23 protein-coding genes are annotated in these 22,531 nt (G+C 42.8%); 17 read left to right on the forward strand and 6 right to left on the reverse strand.

Annotation, left to right across the window (positions count from 1 at the left end):
• Entirely contained in the window at window positions 1-696 is a 696-nt protein-coding gene (locus Dvar_RS22010) for a hypothetical protein (protein WP_419655272.1), read from the reverse strand.
• A 38-nt stretch (window positions 697-734) separates the two neighbouring features.
• On the reverse strand, window positions 735-1,496 hold the full coding sequence (locus Dvar_RS22015; protein ID WP_419655273.1) for a hypothetical protein: 762 nt from the start codon (window positions 1,494-1,496) through the stop codon (window positions 735-737).
• A gap of 432 nt (window positions 1,497-1,928) precedes the next feature.
• On the opposite strand from Dvar_RS22015, the gene Dvar_RS22020 reads away from it, so the two are divergent.
• Window positions 1,929-2,495, forward strand: a complete 567-nt coding sequence (locus Dvar_RS22020) for a TerB family tellurite resistance protein (protein WP_419655274.1) — start codon at window positions 1,929-1,931, stop codon at window positions 2,493-2,495.
• A 44-nt stretch (window positions 2,496-2,539) separates the two neighbouring features.
• Here Dvar_RS22020 and Dvar_RS22025 read toward each other — a convergent pair whose 3' ends face one another.
• On the reverse strand, window positions 2,540-4,084 hold the full coding sequence (locus Dvar_RS22025) for a putative glycoside hydrolase (protein ID WP_419655275.1): 1,545 nt from the start codon (window positions 4,082-4,084) through the stop codon (window positions 2,540-2,542).
• Between the two features lie 135 nt (window positions 4,085-4,219).
• Window positions 4,220-4,573, reverse strand: a complete 354-nt coding sequence (locus tag Dvar_RS22030; RefSeq protein ID WP_419655276.1) for a flagellar basal body rod C-terminal domain-containing protein — start codon at window positions 4,571-4,573, stop codon at window positions 4,220-4,222.
• A 621-nt stretch (window positions 4,574-5,194) separates the two neighbouring features.
• Between Dvar_RS22030 and Dvar_RS22035 the strand changes: the two genes are divergently transcribed.
• Window positions 5,195-5,659, forward strand: coding sequence for a hypothetical protein (locus Dvar_RS22035; RefSeq protein ID WP_419655277.1), 465 nt, complete (start codon window positions 5,195-5,197; stop codon window positions 5,657-5,659).
• Window positions 5,660-5,699: 40 nt separating this feature from the next.
• Here Dvar_RS22035 and Dvar_RS22040 read toward each other — a convergent pair whose 3' ends face one another.
• On the reverse strand, window positions 5,700-6,149 hold the full coding sequence (locus tag Dvar_RS22040; protein ID WP_419655278.1) for a response regulator: 450 nt from the start codon (window positions 6,147-6,149) through the stop codon (window positions 5,700-5,702).
• A gap of 56 nt (window positions 6,150-6,205) precedes the next feature.
• A complete protein-coding gene (locus tag Dvar_RS22045) occupies window positions 6,206-7,564 on the reverse strand; it encodes a sigma-54-dependent transcriptional regulator (RefSeq protein WP_419655279.1) in 1,359 nt (452 codons plus the stop codon).
• A 469-nt stretch (window positions 7,565-8,033) separates the two neighbouring features.
• On the opposite strand from Dvar_RS22045, the gene Dvar_RS22050 reads away from it, so the two are divergent.
• The 15 genes from Dvar_RS22050 to Dvar_RS22120 all read left to right on the forward strand — a co-directional run bounded on the left by Dvar_RS22050 (window position 8,034) and on the right by Dvar_RS22120 (window position 22,491).
• Window positions 8,034-8,312 (forward strand): ComEA family DNA-binding protein, encoded by a 279-nt coding sequence (locus Dvar_RS22050; protein ID WP_419655280.1) that lies wholly within the window; start codon window positions 8,034-8,036, stop codon window positions 8,310-8,312.
• A 335-nt stretch (window positions 8,313-8,647) separates the two neighbouring features.
• Window positions 8,648-9,226 (forward strand): winged helix-turn-helix transcriptional regulator, encoded by a 579-nt coding sequence (locus Dvar_RS22055; RefSeq protein WP_419655281.1) that lies wholly within the window; start codon window positions 8,648-8,650, stop codon window positions 9,224-9,226.
• A gap of 12 nt (window positions 9,227-9,238) precedes the next feature.
• Complete coding sequence (locus Dvar_RS22060) at window positions 9,239-10,405, forward strand: DegT/DnrJ/EryC1/StrS family aminotransferase (RefSeq protein ID WP_419655282.1); 1,167 nt, start codon at window positions 9,239-9,241, stop codon at window positions 10,403-10,405.
• A 23-nt stretch (window positions 10,406-10,428) separates the two neighbouring features.
• Window positions 10,429-12,033, forward strand: coding sequence for a Gfo/Idh/MocA family oxidoreductase (locus Dvar_RS22065; RefSeq protein WP_419655283.1), 1,605 nt, complete (start codon window positions 10,429-10,431; stop codon window positions 12,031-12,033).
• Window positions 12,034-12,060: 27 nt separating this feature from the next.
• Entirely contained in the window at window positions 12,061-12,348 is a 288-nt protein-coding gene (locus Dvar_RS22070; protein WP_419655284.1) for a nucleotidyltransferase domain-containing protein, read from the forward strand.
• Window positions 12,345-12,812, forward strand: a complete 468-nt coding sequence (locus tag Dvar_RS22075; RefSeq protein WP_419655285.1) for a hypothetical protein — start codon at window positions 12,345-12,347, stop codon at window positions 12,810-12,812. Before Dvar_RS22070 ends, Dvar_RS22075 begins: the two co-directional genes overlap by 4 nt.
• A gap of 285 nt (window positions 12,813-13,097) precedes the next feature.
• Window positions 13,098-13,652: a helix-turn-helix domain-containing protein gene (locus tag Dvar_RS22080; protein WP_419655286.1), complete on the forward strand. Its 555-nt coding sequence runs from the start codon at window positions 13,098-13,100 to the stop codon at window positions 13,650-13,652.
• Window positions 13,653-13,656: 4 nt separating this feature from the next.
• Entirely contained in the window at window positions 13,657-13,791 is a 135-nt protein-coding gene (locus Dvar_RS22085) for a hypothetical protein (protein WP_419655287.1), read from the forward strand.
• A gap of 565 nt (window positions 13,792-14,356) precedes the next feature.
• Window positions 14,357-14,674 carry a hypothetical protein gene (locus Dvar_RS22090; protein WP_419655288.1) on the forward strand — a complete coding sequence of 106 codons (318 nt, stop codon included), beginning with the start codon at window positions 14,357-14,359 and terminating at the stop codon, window positions 14,672-14,674.
• A 414-nt stretch (window positions 14,675-15,088) separates the two neighbouring features.
• Entirely contained in the window at window positions 15,089-16,006 is a 918-nt protein-coding gene (gene rfbA, locus Dvar_RS22095; RefSeq protein ID WP_419655289.1) for a glucose-1-phosphate thymidylyltransferase RfbA, read from the forward strand.
• Between the two features lie 12 nt (window positions 16,007-16,018).
• Window positions 16,019-16,564 (forward strand): dTDP-4-dehydrorhamnose 3,5-epimerase, encoded by a 546-nt coding sequence (rfbC, locus tag Dvar_RS22100; RefSeq protein ID WP_419655290.1) that lies wholly within the window; start codon window positions 16,019-16,021, stop codon window positions 16,562-16,564.
• Between the two features lie 102 nt (window positions 16,565-16,666).
• Window positions 16,667-18,709 (forward strand): glycosyltransferase family 2 protein, encoded by a 2,043-nt coding sequence (locus Dvar_RS22105; RefSeq protein WP_419655291.1) that lies wholly within the window; start codon window positions 16,667-16,669, stop codon window positions 18,707-18,709.
• The gene (locus Dvar_RS22110) at window positions 18,675-19,472 is read left to right on the forward strand and encodes an ABC transporter permease (RefSeq protein WP_419655292.1); all 798 of its coding nucleotides are present in this window, start codon (window positions 18,675-18,677) and stop codon (window positions 19,470-19,472) included. Before Dvar_RS22105 ends, Dvar_RS22110 begins: the two co-directional genes overlap by 35 nt.
• Window positions 19,473-19,474: 2 nt before the next feature.
• Entirely contained in the window at window positions 19,475-20,230 is a 756-nt protein-coding gene (locus Dvar_RS22115) for an ABC transporter ATP-binding protein (RefSeq protein WP_419655293.1), read from the forward strand.
• Window positions 20,227-22,491 (forward strand): hypothetical protein, encoded by a 2,265-nt coding sequence (locus Dvar_RS22120; RefSeq protein ID WP_419655294.1) that lies wholly within the window; start codon window positions 20,227-20,229, stop codon window positions 22,489-22,491. Before Dvar_RS22115 ends, Dvar_RS22120 begins: the two co-directional genes overlap by 4 nt.
• The last annotated feature ends 40 nt before the right edge of the window (window positions 22,492-22,531 follow it).

Genomic DNA, 22,531 nt, shown 5'->3' on the forward strand with positions numbered 1-22,531 from the left:
TTATTGTTGCTCTTCCGTTGCAATGGAAGGCTGCGGTGCTGGGGTGTCGGCGGTCCCATTGAGGGTGGGTGCGGCTTTTTTGTCAACCATTGTAGCAGGGGCAGCAGGGGACGATAATTCTGAAGAATGATCGTCAGGTGCCGGTACACTGGCTGAGGATGGCTGGCTGGGTAAGGTGGAGACTGAAGGTTGATTGGGTTTCTGTGAGGGCGGCTGAGCACCAGGCGCATCGTTTTCTTGGATAATAGACTGCACAGACGGTCCCCCATCTGAAGCCGGAGGTGTTTCCATGGCGGGTCCCGGTTTTTCAGGCTGGGTTGTTTTCAGTGCAGAAATGGTCTGGTGGGCGGCATCTAAATCCGATTTGATTTTGGTAAGTTCTTTTTGCGCTGCAGACAACTTTCGGGTAAGTTGATCGACCTTCTTTTTCTCTGCCTGCGCTTCCTTTTTTGCCTCCTCAACATCGGCCTGAGCGCTTTTGAGCGTGGTTTGCATTTGTTCAATCGATGCGGCTTCCAACGTACTGCTTTTTTCCACAGCCTTGAGCTGATCGACGTGAAGTGCAGAAAGACGGCTGCCAGTAACAATTGAAAAGACAGCGAATAAAAGCGTCATTCCGGCAAAGACCAAGGTAAGCGTTGGAAACAATGAACCATGGACGATTTTTTCATCGTGTGTATGGTGATCAACAGTCATTCGCGCCATCCCCATCGTGTTATGATAATTTGTTCAATTTAAGCGTCTTTAATGGTGCCCACAATTACAGTCAGCGACCATTCCCGATATTTGCTATCAAACTTGGCGGAAACCGTCATGCCGATCGTGGAAAACACCCGTTGTAAAAAAGAAGCATAGGACGGTGCGGTCTCTTTGCTATTCACCGCCAGTACGATACCTTCTGGTGGATTGGAAAAAGCACTTTGGGTGACGCTGCTGGTCTTCCAACCATCGTTTGACAGGATTTCTTCTATTTGTTTGGCTGTCAATTCAGAAGGCGAATCACCCAATACGCAAAATATATCGATATTTCCTTTGGGACCAGGATCGAGCAAATCAATCAATTGCTCACATTGGCTTTCCGAAAGCCCGCCTGTTGGTTCAGGTTCCAGGCTGAGGGGTTCAGAAGGTTCAGGCGATTCTGCTTTTTTGATTTTTTGTTGTTCCTGGTGTGCCTTGACAGCTGCTTCGGCAATTTCAAGCCTTTTCCTGGCATCCAGCAATTCTTGCCGCAGTTCAACCGCTGACGACGTGCTGGTTTTCAGTTTAAGCTGATTGATATCATGATGTTGCTGAGTTTCAAGCAACTCCTTGCGAATGCTCTCGGCCGTTTTTTCCAGTGATTTAATCTGTTTTTTGGACGTGGTAATGTCCTCAGACAAGGCTTTCATCTGGTTTTTCGTCTTCCCAGTAGACAAAAAAGCCATTACACCGGTTAATGCAGCAAAGGCGAGCGTGATGATGAGCACTATGTTGTTCAGCAACGCAACAGCGTTCATGTCGGTCCACCATGACATCATATCTGGCAACCTTTCAGCGATTGGGGTAGAATGAAAATGCTTGAAAAATAGATGCGTTAGATAATACAAAGGGAATTGACATATTTCAAGCCGTTTCTAATCGTCTTAAATTGTGGACTGTCACCGGCACATGTTGGCAACCCTTTTTTTTTGTGTTACGGAAAACAACTTATTTATCGGCTCCAATGCAAATAAAATTGAGTGAAAAAGGAGACATTCCCTATGGGATGGATGGGAAAACTAGTCGGCGGAACAATCGGGTTTGCCCTTGGCGGACCTTTGGGTGCTATTTTGGGCACCGCTTTTGGGCATGCTTTTGACACCGAATCCGATTATGAGACAGAGAATCGGCGCCAGCGCTTATCATCAGTCGAACAGCACCAAATCACTTTTTTTGTTGGCGCTTTTTCCATGTTGGCCAAGCTGGCTCAGGCAGATGGTCGCGTGACCAAGGAAGAGATCAAATCCATTGAAGGATTTATGGAAAAAGATTTGCGCTTGGATGCGCAGGGCCGACATGCGGCGGTAAATATTTTTAGAACCGCACTCAATGCACCGGGGGCATTTTCTGATTTTGCCCGTCAGTTTTACAGTCAATTTAATAATCAACCCCAATTGCTTGAACTAATGATCGATATCTTGATCCGTGTCGCGGTATCAGACGGCAACATGACCAATGCTGAAGAAGCGTTGATTCAAGATGCTGTAAAGACATTTAATTTCAGTCATCAACGATATGAACAGCTTATATCGCAGTATGCTCGCCCATCTGATTCGGCGTATGCCGTGCTTGGCTGCCAACCCAGTGATTCCGATGAACAGATTAAACGATGCTATCGGCAACGGGTACAGGAATATCATCCAGATAAGATCGCCGCGAAAGGGCTGCCCGAGGAGTTTACCCGGTTTGCCCAGGACAAGTTCCGAGAAATACAGGACGCATGGGATAAAATTAAGACAGACCGGGGAATTAAATAATGGCGGATTATTACGAGTTCATCAAACTGTTGCGAGCTCTACAATCAGCGTGAAAAGACGGCAATGGGTTGAATGATGTCAGGGGATAAGGTGACACCAAAAGTTGTTTCTGAAATCGATGCCATGTTGATGGCATCTTTGACGGCAACTGCAGCGATTTCCTGGCGATTGTCATTTTGTGATGCGGCTGCATACCTGGCCAGACGAGCGCCTGGAATATCACGGGTTGAAAAGATGCAATCCTGGTCCCAATTGATATAGATCGGCTCCGGTCGCATCCCACGGGCATGCTTGTCCAAATCGCGGCATAACAGATCGGCTAAAAGCATTCGTTTGGTATAGGGTTCTGCATTGGGATTAAAATCAACGGATCTTTTTGCCAAAATATGATCCACAATGCCTTCGTCAAATGTGGCCAGCACCGCTCCGGGATATGCATAGCGTGACCGTTTTCCTTGTTTCGGTGCCTCCAGTGAAATGATGGAGTAACCTTTTTTGTAATTGGTATAATTGACCACAATACTATGTCCCATTGTCGATCGGTCATTTTTATTGTTCAGTTCGCTGACTGTCGGATAAAATTTGGGTTTGCTGAGCGCGATGCCGGATTGTTGGGAAAGCGCACGGTATGAAACCCCATAACGTCCTGTCGGGCTCCAGATGGACCAACTGCCACCCATTGCCTTTTTAATGCCATCGATTTGTGCGCTGATTTCACTGGGGTTATACCAAAAACCCTGAACCCAGGGGCGAATCGATTTATCGGTTCGACGCATCATGCTGCGCATACTGGCCGCCATGATCAATTCGGGAAAGTCGCCCGGTGATTGCTTGCCAAGAAACCCTTGAGGAAAATGCGAGGGGTAAAACATGGGGCAGATCACATCCAAATGAGGGGCCATTTTCTCTACGACCTGGCCGATACCAAAATCGTCCTTTTTCCAGGCTGTTAAGCCGAAAATATCTGCTGAAAGCTTGACGCCTAGCGGTTTTACCGCCTTGTAGGCTTTTTCAAGAAATGAGGCAATAACGTCTGATTTGGAAAAGCCAGGCGATGCGTTGGGGTAGTGGATTTGGGTAAGATTCCCATCACTTGGGAATCGAACATAGTCAAATTGAATTTCATCGAACCCGATGTGGGCCAGTTCCTTGGCCAGTGCGATATTGTAATCCCAAACGCGGCTATCGGTTGGGTTTGACCAATGCAGGCCGTTGGCGTCCGACCAAGGCAGTTGACTCGATTTATCCATGACACCAAGATTCGGCAACGTTGCTGCGAGCGTATGGTCGGCAAATACGTCCAGTTTGGCGATGGTGTAAATATTATTGTTTTTTAAGCGTTTGACTTGTTTTGACAACCGGTTGTACTTGGCTGATACGCCCAACTGAGTTGCCAATGGGTTATCAGAGGGCCACATCAGTTTCCCCTTGGGCGTTTTTACATGCAATACCACCGCATTGACCGGCGTAATGCCGGCATAATGAATGACTTCATCAACGGTTCGCTGGGTAATTTTGTGAGGCGGAAAATATAATGCGTTAAATCTATCTTTTCCATCCGCTGCACCGCATATTCGGGTTAATCCCATGAGGGTAAACAAAAAAAAACATGCCAGAAAGAGGGCAACTGGATTAGAGCGAGTATCGATCAACAATTATCTTATCCTTTTTAAATCAGCAGAAGCCGGATGAATAGCCGTCGCGTTTTTTTTGTTAACTTTTGCTTATCCAATGGTATCGAGAAGAGAGCCGATCATTTCATCTTGAACCTTGATCGATTTCAAATTGGCTTCTTGTGCACGCTGGGTTGACACTGACTCGGTCATTTCTTCGGTCAGATCAACATTGGATGATTCGACTTCTTTTGCCTGACCCTCTTCCGTGATTTGTTTGGGATAGCCCGGGGTATCCACTTTCGAGACATTTGCCTCAACCCCTCCGGACCGCCCTTCACTCAATGTTACACGGCTTTTTTTGAATTCGTCGGTATTCACATTGGCAACATTGTTAGCCGTTACCTGCATTTTTTTTGAAAATGCATTCACTGCGGAAAGGGATGAATCAACTGGAGAAACCATAATCAATCCTTCCGATCTGGTTGAAATCGTCAGGAATGGCAGATGAGCAATTGCTATGCCGTTTTTTATATTATTTATAATAAGGCATAAAATACAATTGGTTACGGAATAATTATAACCATGATATTGACACAGGCGGGGATAATTCCTGTCTACTCATTCATACAGGCAAGAAGATTGGATGGAGGATACAAATCAGGAGGCGGCATTGTTGCCGCTGGCAAGCAGGATATGCCGTATGGGCGGTAGAAATTGCCGGGAATTCCTACCGCACCGTATTCTATTCAACGATTAAACAAATAAATAAAGTTGCCCTGATTCATATTTATTCGCCATTAAAAAAAGAAAAAAGCATCAGTGTTTAGGCATGGGGGCGCACTTTAGCGATATTTAAAAAACAAATTTATTCTTTTTATTATAATATCTTAGGATGGATTTTGGATGGACAGTTATTAAAATGTTATTTTTTGTATACAAATAAAACGGATAGATTTCTTTTTCACTTTGTAATTTTTGCACGATCATTGCTTGATTGTTGGAAAGATTAACGTTTATGATTGCCTTTAAAGAAATATAAAATGCAATCATGGCATTGAATAATTCCAGGGGAAGGAGAACAAAATGATCGGCATTGATCCTGATAAAATCATTTTGCCCGTGACGGATCAAAATAAAGTGGCAAGCCCAAAAAGGACCGATAAGAACAACTTTCAGGACCTTTTTAAGCAAGTCGCCAAATCGGCAGAAACGGAGAATACCGCCGTTGTGTCAACGCCATATACCTCTGAAATTCGACCGGCTCAATTCGAAACGCAAGCCGTGTCCTCAACAACCATGATTGTCGACCAGATTGATCATTTAATGACGACCATGGAAGCCTATCAGCGGCGACTGATGGAAAGTGACGCAACATTAAAAGACATTGAGCCCATTGTAGAAAAAATTGCCAAGCAAAGTGAATCCCTTTCGGTGATTGCACAAAAGACAGAAATGGAAAACGATTTGGAAACCATCGTCAATCAGTCACTGTCACTGTCTTCAAAAGAAATCGCCCGATACCGAAGCGGACATTACAACGACGATTAGATTTAAAGAGCAGGGGGGATAGATCGATGCCCCTTTTAGATTAAAAATTGGCGATACTTTTTGCAAATTCAGGATCTCTGAATAGTTTTTTTGCAAATTTTAAATATTTTTCAGCAATTGCTCGAACAGCTAGTTGAAGTGCATAGGGTTTGATCGGCTTTTCCAATAGGTGATTAACGTCGGAAGCGACACACATATTTACAATATCATCACTAGCATTGCCCGTGACGATAATGGAATCCGAGTGAGCGGTGGGAAATTTTTCATCGATCGCATCAAGAAAATAAAATCCACTGGAACCGCCAAGAAAAACGTCCACCACGAAAATGGCAACGCCGATATCCCTATTCAGACAATAGGCAATGGCCTCTTCCGTGTCGGTAAAAGACAATACGTTTCCCCAAGTGTAAAAGCGCTTGATTGTTGATGAAATCAGTTCGCACACGTCAGCATCATCGTCAACGACGATTACGTCCAATCCATCGGTCATTTTTCATTTACCTCCCTGACAGCAATAGGAATTCATGAGAACATCATCTCAGGATTTTATGGTTTGGTGTCTATGATGTTGTATTTAGCCATTTTTCGGTAAACCGTCGTGGTATTGACCCCCAACAGTTTGGCTGCTTCCGCTTTGTTTCCGCCTGCCTTTCGGAGCGCCTGAAAAATTGCTTTTTTTTCAATTTTTTTAAGATTTAGATCCTCATCATGCGTAGTTGCATGGTCTGATTGTTGAATGATTTCGTCTGGGAAATCATGGATGTCAAACACATCCTTGTCACTTAATGCAAAAGCCCGTTGAATGGCGTTTTCAAGCTGCCTGGCATTGCCCGGCCAGTGATAATCCATCAGTTTGGCCATGGCCGCGGGACTGACTTTGGGTGCCGTTTGCTTGCCAGGAGGATTGTGTTTGGCAATAAAATGCTTCACCAGAAGCGGAATATCCTCTCGCAGTTCGCGCAACGGTGGCATGGTGATGGAGATAACGTTCAAGCGGTAATACAGATCTTCTCTAAACGTTTTGTTTTTAATGGCTTCGATCAATTTTTTGTTTGTAGCGGCAATTACACGCACATTGACCTTGGTCTCTCGGGTGTCGCCAACCGGACGGACTTTCTTTTCCTGCAATACGCGAAGCAAACTTACCTGAACAGCAGGAGACACGTCCGCAATTTCGTCCAGAAAAATAGTCCCGCCGTCAGCAGCCTTGAACAGCCCCACCGAGTCCTTTGCCGCACCGGTAAAAGCACCTTTGATATGCCCAAAAAGCTCTCTTTCAAGCAAGCTTTCTGCGATGGCACCACAGTTGACCGGGATGAAAGGTCCATCTCGACGGTCACTGTTATTATGAATAACATTGGCGGTAAGTCCTTTTCCGGTGCCGCTTTCACCTTCAATCAGGACCGTTGGGCTGCCAAAGCTGATTCTATCGATAATTGCATATATATCCTGCATTTTTGGCGAGGTTCCAACCAACTCATCATATTTGTAGCGTTCCTTCAATCGACTCCGGATCAGTTGATTTTCTTCCTTCAGTGCCTGTTTTTCGATAATTCGATCAATCAGAATTTTAAATCGATCAAAATTGATCGGTTTTTGAAGGAAATCGTAGCTGCCCAGTTTCATCGCTTCAATGGCTGATTCTATGGTACCGTATCCTGAAACAATGACCACTTCTGACTCAGGGGACAGTTTCTTTACCTGTTTTAAGATGTCCAACCCACTGATTTCAGGCATCATCAAATCACTGAAGACCACATTATAGTGATCCTTTTGAATTGCCTCAATGGCTTGCTCGCCGTCGGATACTATGGTAACATTGTAACCCCAACGATGAATGAACTGCTCCACAATGGAAAGTATCTGTTTGTCATCGTCGATGAAAAGAACTTTAAAATTTTTCATAAAGTTGCTTGGGGCCGGGGTGATTGTTTGAGGCCAAGAGCGGATTTCACTTTATCTCGTCGCTCCGTTGACCCCTAAAATCGTATTTAACACTTTATTATTAAAGGAGAATAAACCAAACTTGTTTATTTATGTCATGAACACTATTGGAAAGTCAAGAGAACTGGCACATCCGTCGGTTTTTTCCAATCGGCATTTATGAACCTACTATATCCGTTTTGCGACGTCATTAACATACTGAAATGTAATTTGTTTTAACGCTCTCATACCTTTAGTCTAACCTGGCCTCCTAATCCGCTTCAAATTCAGTAAAAATTCTTCCTTCAGACTGAGCGATCCTAAATCGTGTCGATCGGTGACACCACCATCAACCCAATGAGGCTATCGCGCATCCTTATTTGGATGTGTGGCACAACCGCCATGATGGCATGGCATCCACTATCACTTCATAATTTTTTAGGAGGCTATTATGCATTATTTATTGGGAAAAAAGTATGTTGCAGTATTGATTGCCATGGCAGTTATTTTTTCCGGAACATGTCTTGCCGGGGAAATGGAAAAGATCAACATCAATACCGCATCACTTGAGCAGTTGATGAAACTGGAACGTGTGGGCCCTAAGTATGCACAGCGAATCATTGATTATCGTGAAGAAAAAGGACCTTTTAACAGTCCTGAAGAAATAATGAATGTGCCCGGCATTGGCCAGAAAACCTGGGAGGCCAACAAGGATCGAATCGTGGTCTGATTTTTAACCATACCGCTTCTGGTGTCCGGTTTCCACGCTCTCGGTGTGGGAACCGGACAACTGGAGTTTCATGCAATCCAGAATTTCTTTTTTAGATTTTCTCCAAAAAAAGAGAAAATGAAAGAATTCCATACAATATGCAGCCTATTTGCCGGTAATTGTGAAATATCAACCATCACATTTCGCATTGACTCCCCCCCCATTTTGTGTTCAACTACTGAACGGATCATCCGAGCACACACCAGTTTCCCAGAATCATTACTTTATTCTTACTTCCATGATGGTGCATCCATAGATGTAACCCACCCGGCGGAGCTATATTCAAATAATATAAAATGGAATTGCGCAGATTAAAAACATTGCAGCTATTGGAAGAGATTGCCGAGGACAAGCCGATTTCTCAACGCGAATTGTCAGACTCCCTTCAAATATCCTTGGGACTGGTTAACTCATTTATCAAGCGCTTGGTAAAAAAAGGGTACTGCAAAGTAACAACCATTCCTAAAAGGCGCGTAAAATACTTGTTGACACCTTCTGGCGCAATGGAAAAAACGCGCCTGACCTATGAATACATTGCAACATCCTACCAGTATTTCAAATCAGCGACACAAAAAGTTCAAAATCTTTATCTGTCACTGCAAGATGAAGGTCATACACGCGTTGTTTTCTACGGTGCCGGTGAAATGGCCAATATCGCGTTATATGCCATGGCTGTTACGGATCTGAAATTGGTCGGCGTCGTTGATCCGAAAAGAAAGGGAAATCAATTTTCCGATTTTATTGTCGGGGATACTTCTTTACTTCAGCAATGTAATTACCATGCCATTTTGATTACAACGGTTGACCATCACGAGGCGATTATTGATGAGATTGCGCGTCTTGGTGTAGCCTCGAACAAGGTCCGCTTTTTTTGAAAAGGTAATGATATGCAATTCATTGATTTAGAAACGCAACAAAAAAGAATCAAACCAGCCCTTGAAAAACGTATCCGTACCGTTCTTGATCACGGGAAATATATTATGGGGCCGGAAGTTGCTGAGTTGGAAAAAACGCTGGCGGCCTATACTAACGTTAACTATGGCATTGGATGCGCTTCTGGAACGGATGCACTGTTGATGGCATTAATGGCATATCAAGTCGGCCCCGGCGATGCTGTGTTTACCACCCCATTCACTTTTATTGCGACAGCCGAAGTGCTTCAACTGTTGGGGGCCACACCTGTTTTTGTTGATATTGATCCGGGCACATTTAACATTGATCCCGTACTGCTTGAAAAAGCGATAATCGATTTTGACAAGAATCAAAGAGACAAACATCCCATATCGGACAAACCGGATTCAGCCTTAACGCCGAAGGGGATCATCGCTGTTGATTTGTTTGGTCAGCCCGCTGACTATTCCGCGATAAATACGATTGCCAAACAACATGACCTTTTCGTTATCGAAGATGCAGCGCAGTCTTTTGGTGCTGAATACAATGGGAAAAAATCCTGTTCACTTGCCAATATCGCTTGCACATCTTTTTTCCCTGCCAAACCGTTGGGTGGTTATGGTGATGGGGGGATGTGTTTTACCGATGATGATCGACTGGCAGATGTGATGCGATCCATCCGCAATCACGGTCAGGGAAGCGATAAATATGACAACATCCGAATTGGCATCAACGGGCGCCTGGATACTTTGCAAGCTGCCATTTTGCTCACCAAGTTTGATATTTTCCCCGATGAAATACAACTCAGAAATGAAGTTTCCAATCGGTATTCAAGCATGTTGAAAGATATGAACGCCCTTGCAACACCGATCATAAAAAAGAATTGCCGATCTGTTTGGGCGCAGTACTCTCTCATTGCTCAAACAACAGAACAACGAGATATTTTTCAGAAGGCATTAAAGGATAACAATATTCCGACAGCCATTTATTATCCAAAACCACTGCATCTGCAAACCGCTTTCCATACACTTGGTTATCAAAAAGGTGATTTCCCAATCAGTGAGCAATGTGCCGAAGCTATTTTCAGCCTTCCCATGCATCCATATTTGAGTGAATCCACCCAATGGGAAATCAGTTCGATATTAAAGCATGTTAAGCTTTAAGGACCGAGACAAAAGGGGAACTGATGAAAACTGACAATGACAATAACAGACTACCTACCGTTGGTGTTGTCGGTTCCGGTTACTGGGGAAAAAACCTGGTCCGTAATTTTAGCCTGCTGGGGTCGCTTAGGCTGATTTGCGATAAGAATGTAAAAATTCTCGACGATTTTAAAAAAGAGTATCCAAAAGTAGAGGTCTGCCCATCCTTAAATGAGGTCCTTGATCGTTCAGACATAGAAGCCATTGTCATTGCCACGCCTGCAGAAACCCATTACGCATTGGCCAAAAAAGCATTGTTGTCAGGTAAACATGTTTATGTAGAAAAGCCTCTCGTACTAAATGAACCAGAAGGGCTTGATTTAATCGATATTGCAAATAAGCAAAAAAAGATTTTAATGGTCGGTCATTTACTTCAATATCATCCTATTTTCATGAAATTGAAAGAGATGAGTTTAAAAGGAGAATTGGGGCGTATTAATTACATTTACTCAAACCGTCTGAATTTGGGTAAAATAAGACGAGAAGAGAATATTCTTTGGTCATTTGCACCCCACGATATTTCAATGATTTTATCGTTGGCTCAAGATGAGCCGGAAACCGTCTATGCAACCGGTGGATATTACCTGCATAAGAAGATTGCCGATGTAACCACAACCTATTTGGAGTTTAAATCCGGATTGCAGGCCCATATTTTTGTGTCCTGGCTCCACCCCTTCAAAGAGCAGAAACTGGTGGTTGTCGGTGATAAAAAAATGGCTGTTTTTAACGACACCAAGGATTGGGAAAACAAATTATTTGTTTACAGGCATGAAATCAAGTGGGAGCACAATATCCCGATTCCCGCCAAGGCTGAGCCGGAAAAAGTGAAAGTGGTTGAAAAAGAGCCCTTAAGGCAAGAGTGTGAACACTTTTTGCATTGTATGCGCACCGGCAATCAGCCGATTACCGATGGAATAGAGGGATTAAAGGTCTTACGCGTGCTCAAGGCAAGCCAGAACTCGCTGGATCAAAAGGGAAATGCCGTTCACCTGTCAGGTCGACCGGCGATAGAAAAAGATGAAGCGGACTTTTTTATACATGAAACATCTGTGTGTGACGACGGTGCAAAAATCGGTAAAGGAAGCAAGATTTGGCACTTTTCGCACGTGATGCACGGATCGATAATCGGTGAAAAATGCAACATTGGACAAAACGTCGTCATCGGGCCAGATGTAACTATTGGCAATGGATGTAAAATCCAAAACAATGTTTCTGTATATAAAGGTGTTACCCTGGAAGACGGCGTGTTTTGCGGTCCCAGTATGGTTTTTACCAACATCTACAACCCAAGGGCAGAAATTGGAAAAATGGATCAGGTGCGACCGACGTTGGTTAAACGCGGTGCCACGCTCGGCGCCAATTCAACCATTGTTTGCGGAACCACCATTGGACGATATGCCTTTATCGGCGCCGGAACCCTCGTGAACAAAAATATCCCGGATCATGCACTTGTGGTTGGCAACCCCGGAAAACAAATTGGATGGGCATGCACCTGCGGTGAACGACTTTCCGATGATTTAAGATGCCTTTCATGTAATCGAAGCTATGAAAAAGGTCAGGAAGGGTTGAAGAAGACAGAAAATCATTGATCCGGGTGCCGCTGTAAAATTTACATCATGCGTATATCAAAATCCCAGGCAGCGTTCTTAAAACAGCGCATCCAAAATAAATTACCCGATGCAGACGTCTATCTTTTTGGTTCAAGAACAAATAACCAGTTAAAAGGTGGAGATATCGATATTTTTGTAGAGAGTGAAAAAAAACTTACATTTCAGCAAATTCGAGACGTAAAAATATCCTTTTATAAAAGATTTGGCGAGCAACGATTGGATATTGTGAGTGTTGTTAGAAATGCGACGTCAACTTTCCGTGATTTAGTTTTGCTTGAGGCCATTAAACTATGAATATATCAAAAAAGCAAACACTAACGTACCAGCAGTTACAAGATCATCTCGCGAGTTTGGAAAAAGCATTTAAGGCACTTCGATATTCATATGCCAAATGCAATTTCAAATTAGGAAAGGATAACCTGGCGCCGGAGGATCAGGAAAGCTTCGAAGCACTAACTTCCAGATTTGCAAGAACCGCTGATATTTTAACACAAAAAGTGATGAAATCTCTTTTCATTCTTATTCATGAGCGGCCGAAAACGTTCCTGGACGCCGCCAATCTTTTGGAAAAATTGGAAATTATTGAAAATTCGGAAGATATTCTGAATATTCGGGAATTACGTAATCAAATTGCTCATGAGTATGTGATCGATGATTTAAATGATCTTTTTGCAGATGTCTTGCGATTCATCCCTGAGTTGGAGCGTGTGTTTGGCAATGTCAAGGGGTATATAAAGAACAGCACGGCATATATGTAGCCATAACATGGACGTGTTTCACTGTATTCGAGCGATATGACGCAAGTTAAGAGGTTACCCTGTATGGTTCTCAGGCCAAGGGCAATTTACAAGCTCGAATCGGATATTGATCTGGCATTAAAAGGTAAAGTATTGAATCTATCCATAATGAAAACAATGTTTCTCGCCCGCTTCGCTCGAGAACACAGAGACACAGAGTGGGGAGGCTTGATTTTCGAATGGGAAATCAAATGAACTGTTATTTTTCTGTGTTGGCTCTGAGGCACTGTGAGAGATTGATTTATCATGAAAATACCACAAGCAGAAAATCAATATATTGAATTCAAATCCGAAAAAGTAACCGCAAAAACGCTTGCGGAAGAAATTGTCGCTTTCGCCAATGCCGAGGGTGGTGAGATATGGATAGGCGTGGAAGACGACCTTCAAATAACAGGAATATCCCGTTCCTATGAAGAAGATATCATGAATATATGTCGCAACGCAGTGATCCCGCCTTTGCAACCGACATACGAGGAGGTGGATAGCGAAAAAGAGGGAATTAAAATTGCGCGAATTTCCATCCCTAAAGGCGTTGACAGACCTTACTACACATCAAAAAACCAATATTATATTCGAGTCGGATCGACAAAACGCATCGCTTCAAGAGAAGAACTGATTCGACTCTTTCAGGCTTCCGGTCTGTTTCATTATGATCGGGTCGAAATCGATGGGACAGGTGCAAACAATCTGGATTTTTCTGCAATTACCAATTATTTCTCAAATTATCAAATCAGTTTCGCCACTGAATCCGACGATGAAAAGATACGATTCCAGCTTTGCTCGCAATCCGCTATTGGTTAGATTGATGGAAAATCTTGGGTATATGGATAAACTTGGCCGTGGGTTGCCAATGGTTTGCCAGGAGACAAAAAAGCTAAACCGAGATGTTATTTTTGAGGATTCCGGCGAAGCGTTCAGGGTGACGCTACCATGGCCTTAGAGCAATTAATGAAAACAGTGTTTCTCGCCCGCTTCGCTCGAGGATACAGAGACGCAGAGTGGAGTTGATTTCCGAATGGAACTGTTGATCCTCTCTGTTGGCTCTGAGGCTCTGTGAGAGGCAGTTTCAAGAAAAATCGAAAAAAGCGTCTATTCGTCTATTCATAATTTCCGCTCATCCTTTTTTCCATGCCTATCCGGATGTTGCCCATACAAGGTTAAAAATGCTGTTATCATACATGAATTTTATAGTATGCCATTTGGATATCAATCCTATTAATGCCTGTATTTACAGTAGATTATTACCTATTCAAGAATCGCTTTGTGCGTTAAGTGGATAGGCATGCTTTTTTCCTTAGCGCTCTTTGTGTCCTAAGGGCAGCTGGTGTGGGACAAAAAAAACTCAATACAGTAAAAAATTTCCTAATTTCAGGTAAAAAATAATACAATATTTTCCTTGGTCTGGGTAAAATAAATGAAAGACGCCCTCAAGCGCATCATTGCTGATTTTCATGAAATCCCCCTGCCGGCATTCAGACGCAGAACGCTTGAGGTGCCGCTTGACCTTGGTAAAATCATCACGATCATCGGGCCCAGGCGAACCGGTAAGACCTCAGCAAATCGAGGAAATCTTTTTTGCCCGCAACGGTTGGGAATGCGATTTTGCCATTTTCCAGGCTGGTCGGCCTGCAACCTTGGTTCAGGTCACCCAACATCTGGATCGTGACAACCTTGACCGGGAAATCAAGGGGCTGACCTCCGGAAAACAGTTCATCGGAAATGCTGAAGGACTGCTGTTGTTCAATACCGCTGATCGGGAATTGAAAATTCCTGGCTGGATCCAGCTTCGAACCGTGAAAAATTGGTTGTTGGGATGTGAATGATTGCGGTTATAAATCAGGAGTGTGAACAATTTTTGCACTGTATGCACACCGGCGATCAGCCGATCACCGATGGAATGAAGGGATTAAGTGTTTTGCGTGTGCCTTTGTAAGCCATAAATCCTTGGAGCAAAAGGGAGATACCGTTCATCTATAAGGTTTTGCGGTGATAGAAAAAGATGGTGCCAGCTTTTTCATGCATGAATCGTCAATACGTGACGACGGTGCAAAAATCGGTAAAGGAAGCAAGATTTGGAACTTTTCGCATGTGATGCATGGCAAATAAAACTGCTGTCGGGGCTGGCCATGCCTGCAACAACGGTTTTTCATTTTAGCGGCTTAATTCGGTCGGATTTATAGTAGGCAAGCACATTAATATTGTCTGTAAAGAGCAGTTTAAAGATACGGAAAAAGAAAATGAAAAGAAAGGGAATCATCCTCGCGGGTGGCAGCGGTACACGGTTGTATCCAATCACGATCGCCACCTCCAAACAATTATTGCCGGTTTACGACAAACCCATGATTTATTACCCGTTAACCACATTGATGCTGGCAGGTATCCGGGATATTCTGATCATTTCAACACCACAGGATACACCCAGATTTGCGCTGCTGCTTGGTGACGGCAGCCAGTGGGGAATCTGTATTCAATATGCAGTCCAACCCAGACCGGAAGGATTGGCGCAGGCTTTTTTAATTGGAAGCGATTTTATTGGAGAGAATCCAAACGCCTTGATTTTGGGTGACAATATCTTTTATGGGCACAACCTTTCAGAGCATTTATCGATAGCTAACAAAAAGACCGACATTTCAACCATATTTGCTTATCAGGTCACCGATCCCCAGCGCTATGGTGTCGTGGAATTCAATCAAGACGGAAAAGTGATGGGAATAGAGGAAAAGCCAAAAGCGCCCAAATCTGATTTTGCCGTCACCGGCTTATACTTTTACGATAGACATGTGGTTGATATTGCAAAGGATATTAGACCATCGGCAAGAGGGGAGCTTGAAATAACCGACGTCAACAAGTGCTATCTGGAGATTGGCAAACTCGAGGTGACCCTTATGGGCCGGGGATATGCATGGCTGGATACCGGGACCCATGCATCACTTTTGGAAGCCTCGCGATTTGTTGAGATCCTTGAACGTCGGCAGGGATTAAAAATTGCTTGCCCAGAGGAAATTGCCTGGCGGTCCGGGTATATAACGGATGAACAGATGGAAGCCATTGGCGACTCCATGAAATCCAATGGCTATGGCCAATATTTGTTGCAACTGTTAAGGAAGAAATCAAATTTCGACCATAGTTCCGTAATTAATGAAATTGAAGAGTAATCGGGTCAATATATGAAAATTGTACAGACTGAACTGCCGGATGTTATCATCCTCGAGCCCACGGTATTTGGTGACAACCGAGGCTTTTTTTTCGAAAGCTACAACCAGCGAGAATTTCGTGAGATGACCGGTTTGACGGTCGATTTTGTCCAGGATAATCACTCCCGCTCACTGAAAAATGTACTCCGCGGATTGCACTATCAGATTCAGCAACCACAGGGGAAACTGGTTCGGGTCATCAGGGGTGAGGTTTTTGATGTGGCTGTCGATATTCGCCGTTCGTCCCCTTCATTTGGCAAATGGGCCGGCATCCATTTAAGCGATGAAAATAAAAAACAGCTATGGATTCCGCCTGGATTTGCACATGGTTTCGCAGTTACCAGTGAAATTGCAGAATTTGTATATAAGACAACCGATTACTATGCACCAGACTTTGAGCGTTGCATCCATTGGAAAGATCCTCAAATTGGGATTGATTGGCCTTTGGATGGACATCCGCTGGTTTCCGCCAAAGATGAAAATGGTGTACGACTCAAGGATGCGGAGGTGTTTGTATAAAGGTGCTGATTGTTATCGGACAACCGTTTTATTTCTCTCCAAACGATAGAATCTAACCGCGTTCATCCCCATCGCTCTGGTCGAATTAAAGACAACAATACCATGAAAATAGAAAGCAAAAAAATTATACGGCCGTTGGGCTTGCAACTGAAAAACTGTATTGCCATGCAATTGTCTCAACTTGCCAAACGTTTTATAACAACTTCTTTTTTTAATTACAGTACAAAGATAATCAACCCGCTGGTCAATATCCTCAGAAAGGGAATTTTTGCTTATGACATTGCATTGAGTTATCGAAAGATAAATGAGGAAGTTACCCCTTCGGATAAAAATGAGATTATGCCTGTCAGTTATGTTCAGCCCATTATTTCCTATTACAACAGTTTGGGGAATATTGTAAAAACTTTCCCCTATCAGCCCAAAATATCTATATTGATCCCCATTTATCAGGTGAACATACAGTTTCTCGAACAAACCCTTCACTCCGTAGTCAGCCAGAAGTACAGAAATTGGGAAATTTGCGCTGTTGATGATGCCTCGAATGATCCAGAAATTACAAAATGTTTGGAAACCTTTAAGGAAAAATATCCCCAGCAATTTCACTACCGGATTCATGAGAAGAATCTTCACATCTCGGAAACCAGCAATACCGCCCTTGAAATGGCAACAGGAGAGTATATCGGTCTTCTTGATCATGATGACTTGCTGTATCCCAATGCGCTAGCAGAAATGGTGCGGTATATTAACTACACTGATAAGCCTGATATCCTTTATTCAGATGAAAGGGTGGTCAATGAGAACGGTGATCCTGAAATTGAGCCTTTTTTAAAGCCTGACTACCTGCCGCAACTGCATCTGGCAGTAAACTACACCACTCATTTCAGTGTTTACAGGGCGTCTTTGTTAAAGGAAATCGGCGGATTCAGGAAAGGTTACGAAGGAAGCCAGGATCATGATTTAATGTTAAGGGCCGTCGAGACCAGCACCAAAAATGTGGTGCATGTCCCGTTGGTGTTGTATCAATGGCGGGCACACAAGAACAGCACCGCCAATGACATATCCACAAAAAACTATGCCATCGAAAACGGAATTCGTGCTGTTGAAGATGCGCTGAAAAGAAGGGACCGCAAGGCAACGATTCGATTCAATGAAACAACCCTTTACTATGATATTGATTACGAACTGAAAAATGAAGACGCGCTTGTCTCAATAATTATTCATAATAAGAACAATGAAAAATCGTTGCAAAAGTGTGTGGATTCTATTGCTTCAAAAAGCGGATCGATGAAGTTTGAAATCATTATCGTTGAAAATAACAGTGTAGATCAAGAGCGATTTCAATTCTACGAGGAGTTGAAGAAAAAGTATTCGTCTGTTTCCATACACAATTTTAAAAAGCCGTATAATTTTGCCGCCATTAACAATGATACCGCAGAGCAAGCAAAGGGAGATCTTCTTGTTTTTCTGGACAGCGGTACTCAGATTTTGTCCGAAGACTGGTTGCATAAACTTGTTCAATTGGCTCAATTCCCGGAAATTGGATCAGTCGGCGCCAAACTGCTGTATCCCGACGGCATGGTGCAACATGCTGGGATATCCCTGCTGGACCGGCAGATTGGCGGTTATGCCTGGAACGGGCAGCCAAAAACAACTTCGCGGTACATGAATTTTTTAAATGCCATCCATGAGGTAACGGCGGTTACCGCAGCCTGCCTTTGCCTGGAAAAGAAAAAATTTTTTGAGGTCGGAGGGTTTGACGATAAGTGGGTGCCAAACGGATGGAGTGATGTTGATTTTGGCCTGAAACTGAGGGGGGCCGGGTATACCAATATTTTTACCCCCCATGTGGAGATCTGCCGCTACGAGTCCCAAAATAGGGGCGATCCTCCTGATTGTTTTGAAAAATATCATTTCATCCAGACGTACGGCGGCCCGCTGATGCAGGACAGTTTTCTGCATCCTTTTATTTCACGCTCTACGGACTTTAATACCGATTACGAAGCTCTGAAATTTGACCTGAACAATAAAACCCTTAAGTTTTTTTGGCAAAATCATGATTGGAATACACAGAACTACATTGAATATTGTAAAAAATCTTTTGACTCGGAATATGGCAACAACCGCAGCGGAGAATGTAGGCGTTAAGCCAAGATCTATGGGGATCTGGGCATACCGGGATTATATCTTGTTCAGTGTCAGGGCAAGACTGATTTCTGAAACAATCAACAACCATTTAGGCATGCTCTGGCTGGCGCTGGAACCGCTTATGCGAATGGCTGTCTATTATGTGGTGTTTGTGTACCTGATGAAATCCAAAACAGAGAATTTTGTCGCTTTTATGCTGATTGGCATTATGTCCATGATGTGGTTTACAAAGACCGTGATTCAAGGTGGGCACAGCATCAAAGGCGCAGGCGGATTACTCAGACAATGCTATATGCCGAAAACAATTTTCCCTACCATTATGGCATTGTCCCGGTTAGTGGAATTTTTGTGCGTGATTTTGGTTCTGATGGCCTATTTTGCTGTAACCGGTTCTGTTCATTATACCTGGGTTGCGCTTCCCGCTGTTATTTTATCCCAATTTTTAATTAATTTCGGTGTAAGTTTATTGGCTTCAGCTTTTATTCCCTTGATGCCTGACCTATCTATTTTGATTAATTCTGCAATGACCGCATTGTTTTTTTTATCAGGGGTGTTCTTTGAAGTACAGCCGACCAGCCCACATTATAAATTGTTTATGCTCAACCCCCTTGCAAAGTTGCTGGAACAGTACCGTTGGGTCCTTTTACATGGCAAATGGCCGGATTGGACCGCTTTATTAATCATTAATGGCGTAGGTTTGATTATCATTGGCATTGCCGCTTTTTTTATTCATAAATTTGATAGCTATTATCCCCGGTTTTGAAAATGATTTGTCAAAAAATATCACAAGAAACGTTGGATTTCGAAAAGTCTCCTTCCTGCAAAAGTAAAAATATTCTCCTTTCAGTGCGTAACGTCGGTGTCGTGTTTAACAGAAATCGATCCATTTTCAGAAAAAAAGAGTTCGAGGCGATTAAAAATATCAGTTTTGATGTCCATCCTGGAGAATCCATCGGTATCATCGGCCATAACGGCGCAGGAAAGTCCACTCTGCTTTCATTACTGGCAGGAATAATAAAACCAGACAGAGGCCAGGTCATTAACTATGGGGTGAAAGTTTCTATGCTGTCCCTCCAAATCGGATTTGTCAACGAGCTATCCGGCCTCGACAATATCGTTCTATCTGGGCTTGCCTTGGGTTTCCCAAAAACGGATATTTATCAGAAGATAGATAGCATTATTGAATTTTCTGGCATTGAAGAACATATAAACTATCCAGTGAGAACCTATTCCACTGGCATGAGAGCCAGGCTGGGGTTTTCCATTACCCATCTGCTCCAGACCGATGTTTTGCTGATTGATGAAACGCTAGGTGTTGGAGATAAAGATTTCCAACAAAAATCTACGAAAGCAATGAAAGAAAAAATCAAGTCGGACCAGACGGTCATTTTAGTTTCCCATAATGCAGGGGTGATAAAGGAATTATGTGACCGATCAATTTGGATTGAAAAAGGAGCGATTGTTGCAGAAGGGCCCACGGGCGAGGTGGTGGATCGATATCAGAATGAGAAACAAAAATGAAAAAATATGATCTGTTGGAAAACAAAGGGTTCCTAAGAATTGGGGAGCAGCAGGAAGAAACTGATGAAAAAACGATTGTCGTCGTTGGGCTAGCTCGAAGCGGAACCTCGATCATAGCAGGAGCCTTATCCCATTTAGGGGTTTTTATGGGGAATCGGGCGATGCCTCCTGTTTTTGAAGATATGAACCTTTCCTCTGCCATTGAAAATAATGATCATGATAGCGTGAGGCAGGTGATTGATACTTATAATTCATCTTATCCAATGTGGGGGTATAAAAGACCTGCTTCACTACAAAGCTTGTCTTTTCTTCACACTTATTTTCGAAATCCCTATTACATCGTAATTTTCAGAGATATATTCTCTATTGCCAACCGTAATAGGATTTCCATACAAGCCGATGTGCTCAATGATATGAGCGTTTCATTAAGAATGTATGAAACGATTATTGAGTTCTTGAAAAGAGAGGAACCCAGGGCCTTGTTAGCTGCTTTTGATAAAGCCCTTAACAATAAAGAAGCGTTAATCCAGCAATTGATATCGTTTTGCGGCCTTCCCCCTGACTCGGAAGCAATCCAGGCTGCAATAAACTTTATTTCACCAAATCCAAAAGATTATTTAGATGCTTCAAGAACAACTCAAACAAGGGGCCGGATTGAAAAAGCAGATTCAGGATCTGTCTCGGGGTGGGCACGGTATGTGAACAATGAACGGCCTGCAGAGGTCGGGCTTTTTGTCCGCGATGAGCTCATTGCAAAAACAACCGCAGATCGTTTTTCCCAACGCTTTATTGATAAAAAAATTCATTCAACTGGAGAATGCGGTTTTGTTTTTGACAATTTGCCGGATAATTGGTTCCAGGAAGCAGACTATTTCAGGGTTAAAGTCCTTGATGATATCCAGGATTTGGAGAATAGCCCGTTTTCTGTTCAGCATCAGTTCCAAAAAGAACCGAACTCCCAGGCAACGCATGATCCTATCGTTAGTTTTTCAAATGCAGGGCAAAAAAGAGCGAAACGTTCTGATATCCATACCATATATATTCATGCCGGGTTGCATGGAACCGGTACTTCAGAGATTCAGGATGGTTTGTATGAAAATCGGGATATTTTAAGGAATAATAACATAATTTATCCAGAAAGATGGCCCAAAAATCATAGTGTGCCTCTGTTCCTGATGTTCTGTGATAAGTCCAGGCGTTATTCGTACCATGTGTTTAAAGGCAAGGGGGTAGGCCCGTCGGAAATCGATGATAAAAGAAGACAGCACCGTATCAATCTGATTGATGAAATTCAAGGTGCGAGGCAAGGAATAATTGTCCTGTCTGGACAGGACGTTTGTGCACTGAGCCGCGCAGACCTGGCCGAAATGAAAAATTTTTTTGAATCAATTACAGCGAATTCAACAATCAAAATCATTTTTTCCCTCCGGTCTCCAGTCGATTTGATTACTGAAGAGGTCAAAAGGAGAATTATAAACGGCGGTCATTTTTCAGATACTTTTTTCGCCCAGAAGGGAAAAAGCGAATATCGACAAAGAATTGAAAAATTTTTTCCTGTTTTTGGAAAGGAGAATGTTTGCTCATTTTCCTATGAAGAAGGGATAAATCATTCCAAAAGACTGTTGGGTGCCGTGGCTGAAATTATCGGAATTCAAAAGCAAGCGCTTGATAAATGTATAGTCAAGTCTAAAAAGATACGTTTATCCGATAAGGCCATTGATATTATTTCTTTTATTAATGAAACTTATCCTTTAAAATACGGTGAAAAAATAACTCAGGATGACATAAGACCACTTTTTAATCTAAGCGGTATTGAATTCCGCCTTCCCGAGGATATTCAAAGTCAAATTGCGGCTGTTAATCGGCAGGACGTTGAATGGTTGAAAGACAATCTCGGAATTAATTATTCAAAAAATTTGGAAGAACAAAAACATTCTACAAAGCTTATTTTTGATAAAAAGTATGAAACAAATATAAAAAACATTTATCCAATACTCCCCCATAAAATCCAGGGATTAATTAAAGACTATATTGAACATCGACTGACTATAGCCGATGATGAATCCAGCCAAGATATCTTAAAACAGCTTGTCGGTTGGATAGAAAAAGACGAGTCTTACTCAAGAAGTAACAATGATTCTCATTTTCTGGAATCAATTAAAACGAAAGCAGTAAATAATACTGTGCAGGAAATAAATTATTCTTCCTGGATTGATAAATTAAAGGCGGTTCTGATTAAATATAAAACATTTATTCGCTAACTATTTTATTAATTTTCTTTGCGACTTTTTTATGAACTGT

This window comes from Desulfosarcina variabilis str. Montpellier (genome assembly GCF_048565275.1).
In the GTDB taxonomy this organism is placed as follows: domain Bacteria; phylum Desulfobacterota; class Desulfobacteria; order Desulfobacterales; family Desulfosarcinaceae; genus Desulfosarcina; species Desulfosarcina variabilis.

Coding starts and splice junctions, on each gene's coding strand:
- rfbC (WP_419655290.1), top strand. CDS start 16,019: ATGAAAATTGTACAGACTGAACTGCCGGATGTTATCATCCTCGAGCCC.
- Dvar_RS22085 (WP_419655287.1), top strand. CDS start 13,657: ATGGAAAATCTTGGGTATATGGATAAACTTGGCCGTGGGTTGCCAATG.
- Dvar_RS22015 (WP_419655273.1), bottom strand. CDS start 1,496: ATGAACGCTGTTGCGTTGCTGAACAACATAGTGCTCATCATCACGCTC.
- Dvar_RS22110 (WP_419655292.1), top strand. CDS start 18,675: ATGGCAACAACCGCAGCGGAGAATGTAGGCGTTAAGCCAAGATCTATG.
- rfbA (WP_419655289.1), top strand. CDS start 15,089: ATGAAAAGAAAGGGAATCATCCTCGCGGGTGGCAGCGGTACACGGTTG.
- Dvar_RS22030 (WP_419655276.1), bottom strand. CDS start 4,573: ATGGTTTCTCCAGTTGATTCATCCCTTTCCGCAGTGAATGCATTTTCA.
- Dvar_RS22070 (WP_419655284.1), top strand. CDS start 12,061: ATGCGTATATCAAAATCCCAGGCAGCGTTCTTAAAACAGCGCATCCAA.
- Dvar_RS22050 (WP_419655280.1), top strand. CDS start 8,034: ATGCATTATTTATTGGGAAAAAAGTATGTTGCAGTATTGATTGCCATG.
- Dvar_RS22045 (WP_419655279.1), bottom strand. CDS start 7,564: ATGAAAAATTTTAAAGTTCTTTTCATCGACGATGACAAACAGATACTT.
- Dvar_RS22040 (WP_419655278.1), bottom strand. CDS start 6,149: ATGACCGATGGATTGGACGTAATCGTCGTTGACGATGATGCTGACGTG.
- Dvar_RS22060 (WP_419655282.1), top strand. CDS start 9,239: ATGCAATTCATTGATTTAGAAACGCAACAAAAAAGAATCAAACCAGCC.
- Dvar_RS22020 (WP_419655274.1), top strand. CDS start 1,929: ATGTTGGCCAAGCTGGCTCAGGCAGATGGTCGCGTGACCAAGGAAGAG.
- Dvar_RS22075 (WP_419655285.1), top strand. CDS start 12,345: ATGAATATATCAAAAAAGCAAACACTAACGTACCAGCAGTTACAAGAT.
- Dvar_RS22120 (WP_419655294.1), top strand. CDS start 20,227: ATGAAAAAATATGATCTGTTGGAAAACAAAGGGTTCCTAAGAATTGGG.
- Dvar_RS22010 (WP_419655272.1), bottom strand. CDS start 696: ATGACTGTTGATCACCATACACACGATGAAAAAATCGTCCATGGTTCA.
- Dvar_RS22035 (WP_419655277.1), top strand. CDS start 5,195: ATGATCGGCATTGATCCTGATAAAATCATTTTGCCCGTGACGGATCAA.
- Dvar_RS22105 (WP_419655291.1), top strand. CDS start 16,667: ATGAAAATAGAAAGCAAAAAAATTATACGGCCGTTGGGCTTGCAACTG.
- Dvar_RS22115 (WP_419655293.1), top strand. CDS start 19,475: ATGATTTGTCAAAAAATATCACAAGAAACGTTGGATTTCGAAAAGTCT.
- Dvar_RS22055 (WP_419655281.1), top strand. CDS start 8,648: ATGGAATTGCGCAGATTAAAAACATTGCAGCTATTGGAAGAGATTGCC.
- Dvar_RS22065 (WP_419655283.1), top strand. CDS start 10,429: ATGAAAACTGACAATGACAATAACAGACTACCTACCGTTGGTGTTGTC.
- Dvar_RS22025 (WP_419655275.1), bottom strand. CDS start 4,084: ATGGGATTAACCCGAATATGCGGTGCAGCGGATGGAAAAGATAGATTT.
- Dvar_RS22080 (WP_419655286.1), top strand. CDS start 13,098: ATGAAAATACCACAAGCAGAAAATCAATATATTGAATTCAAATCCGAA.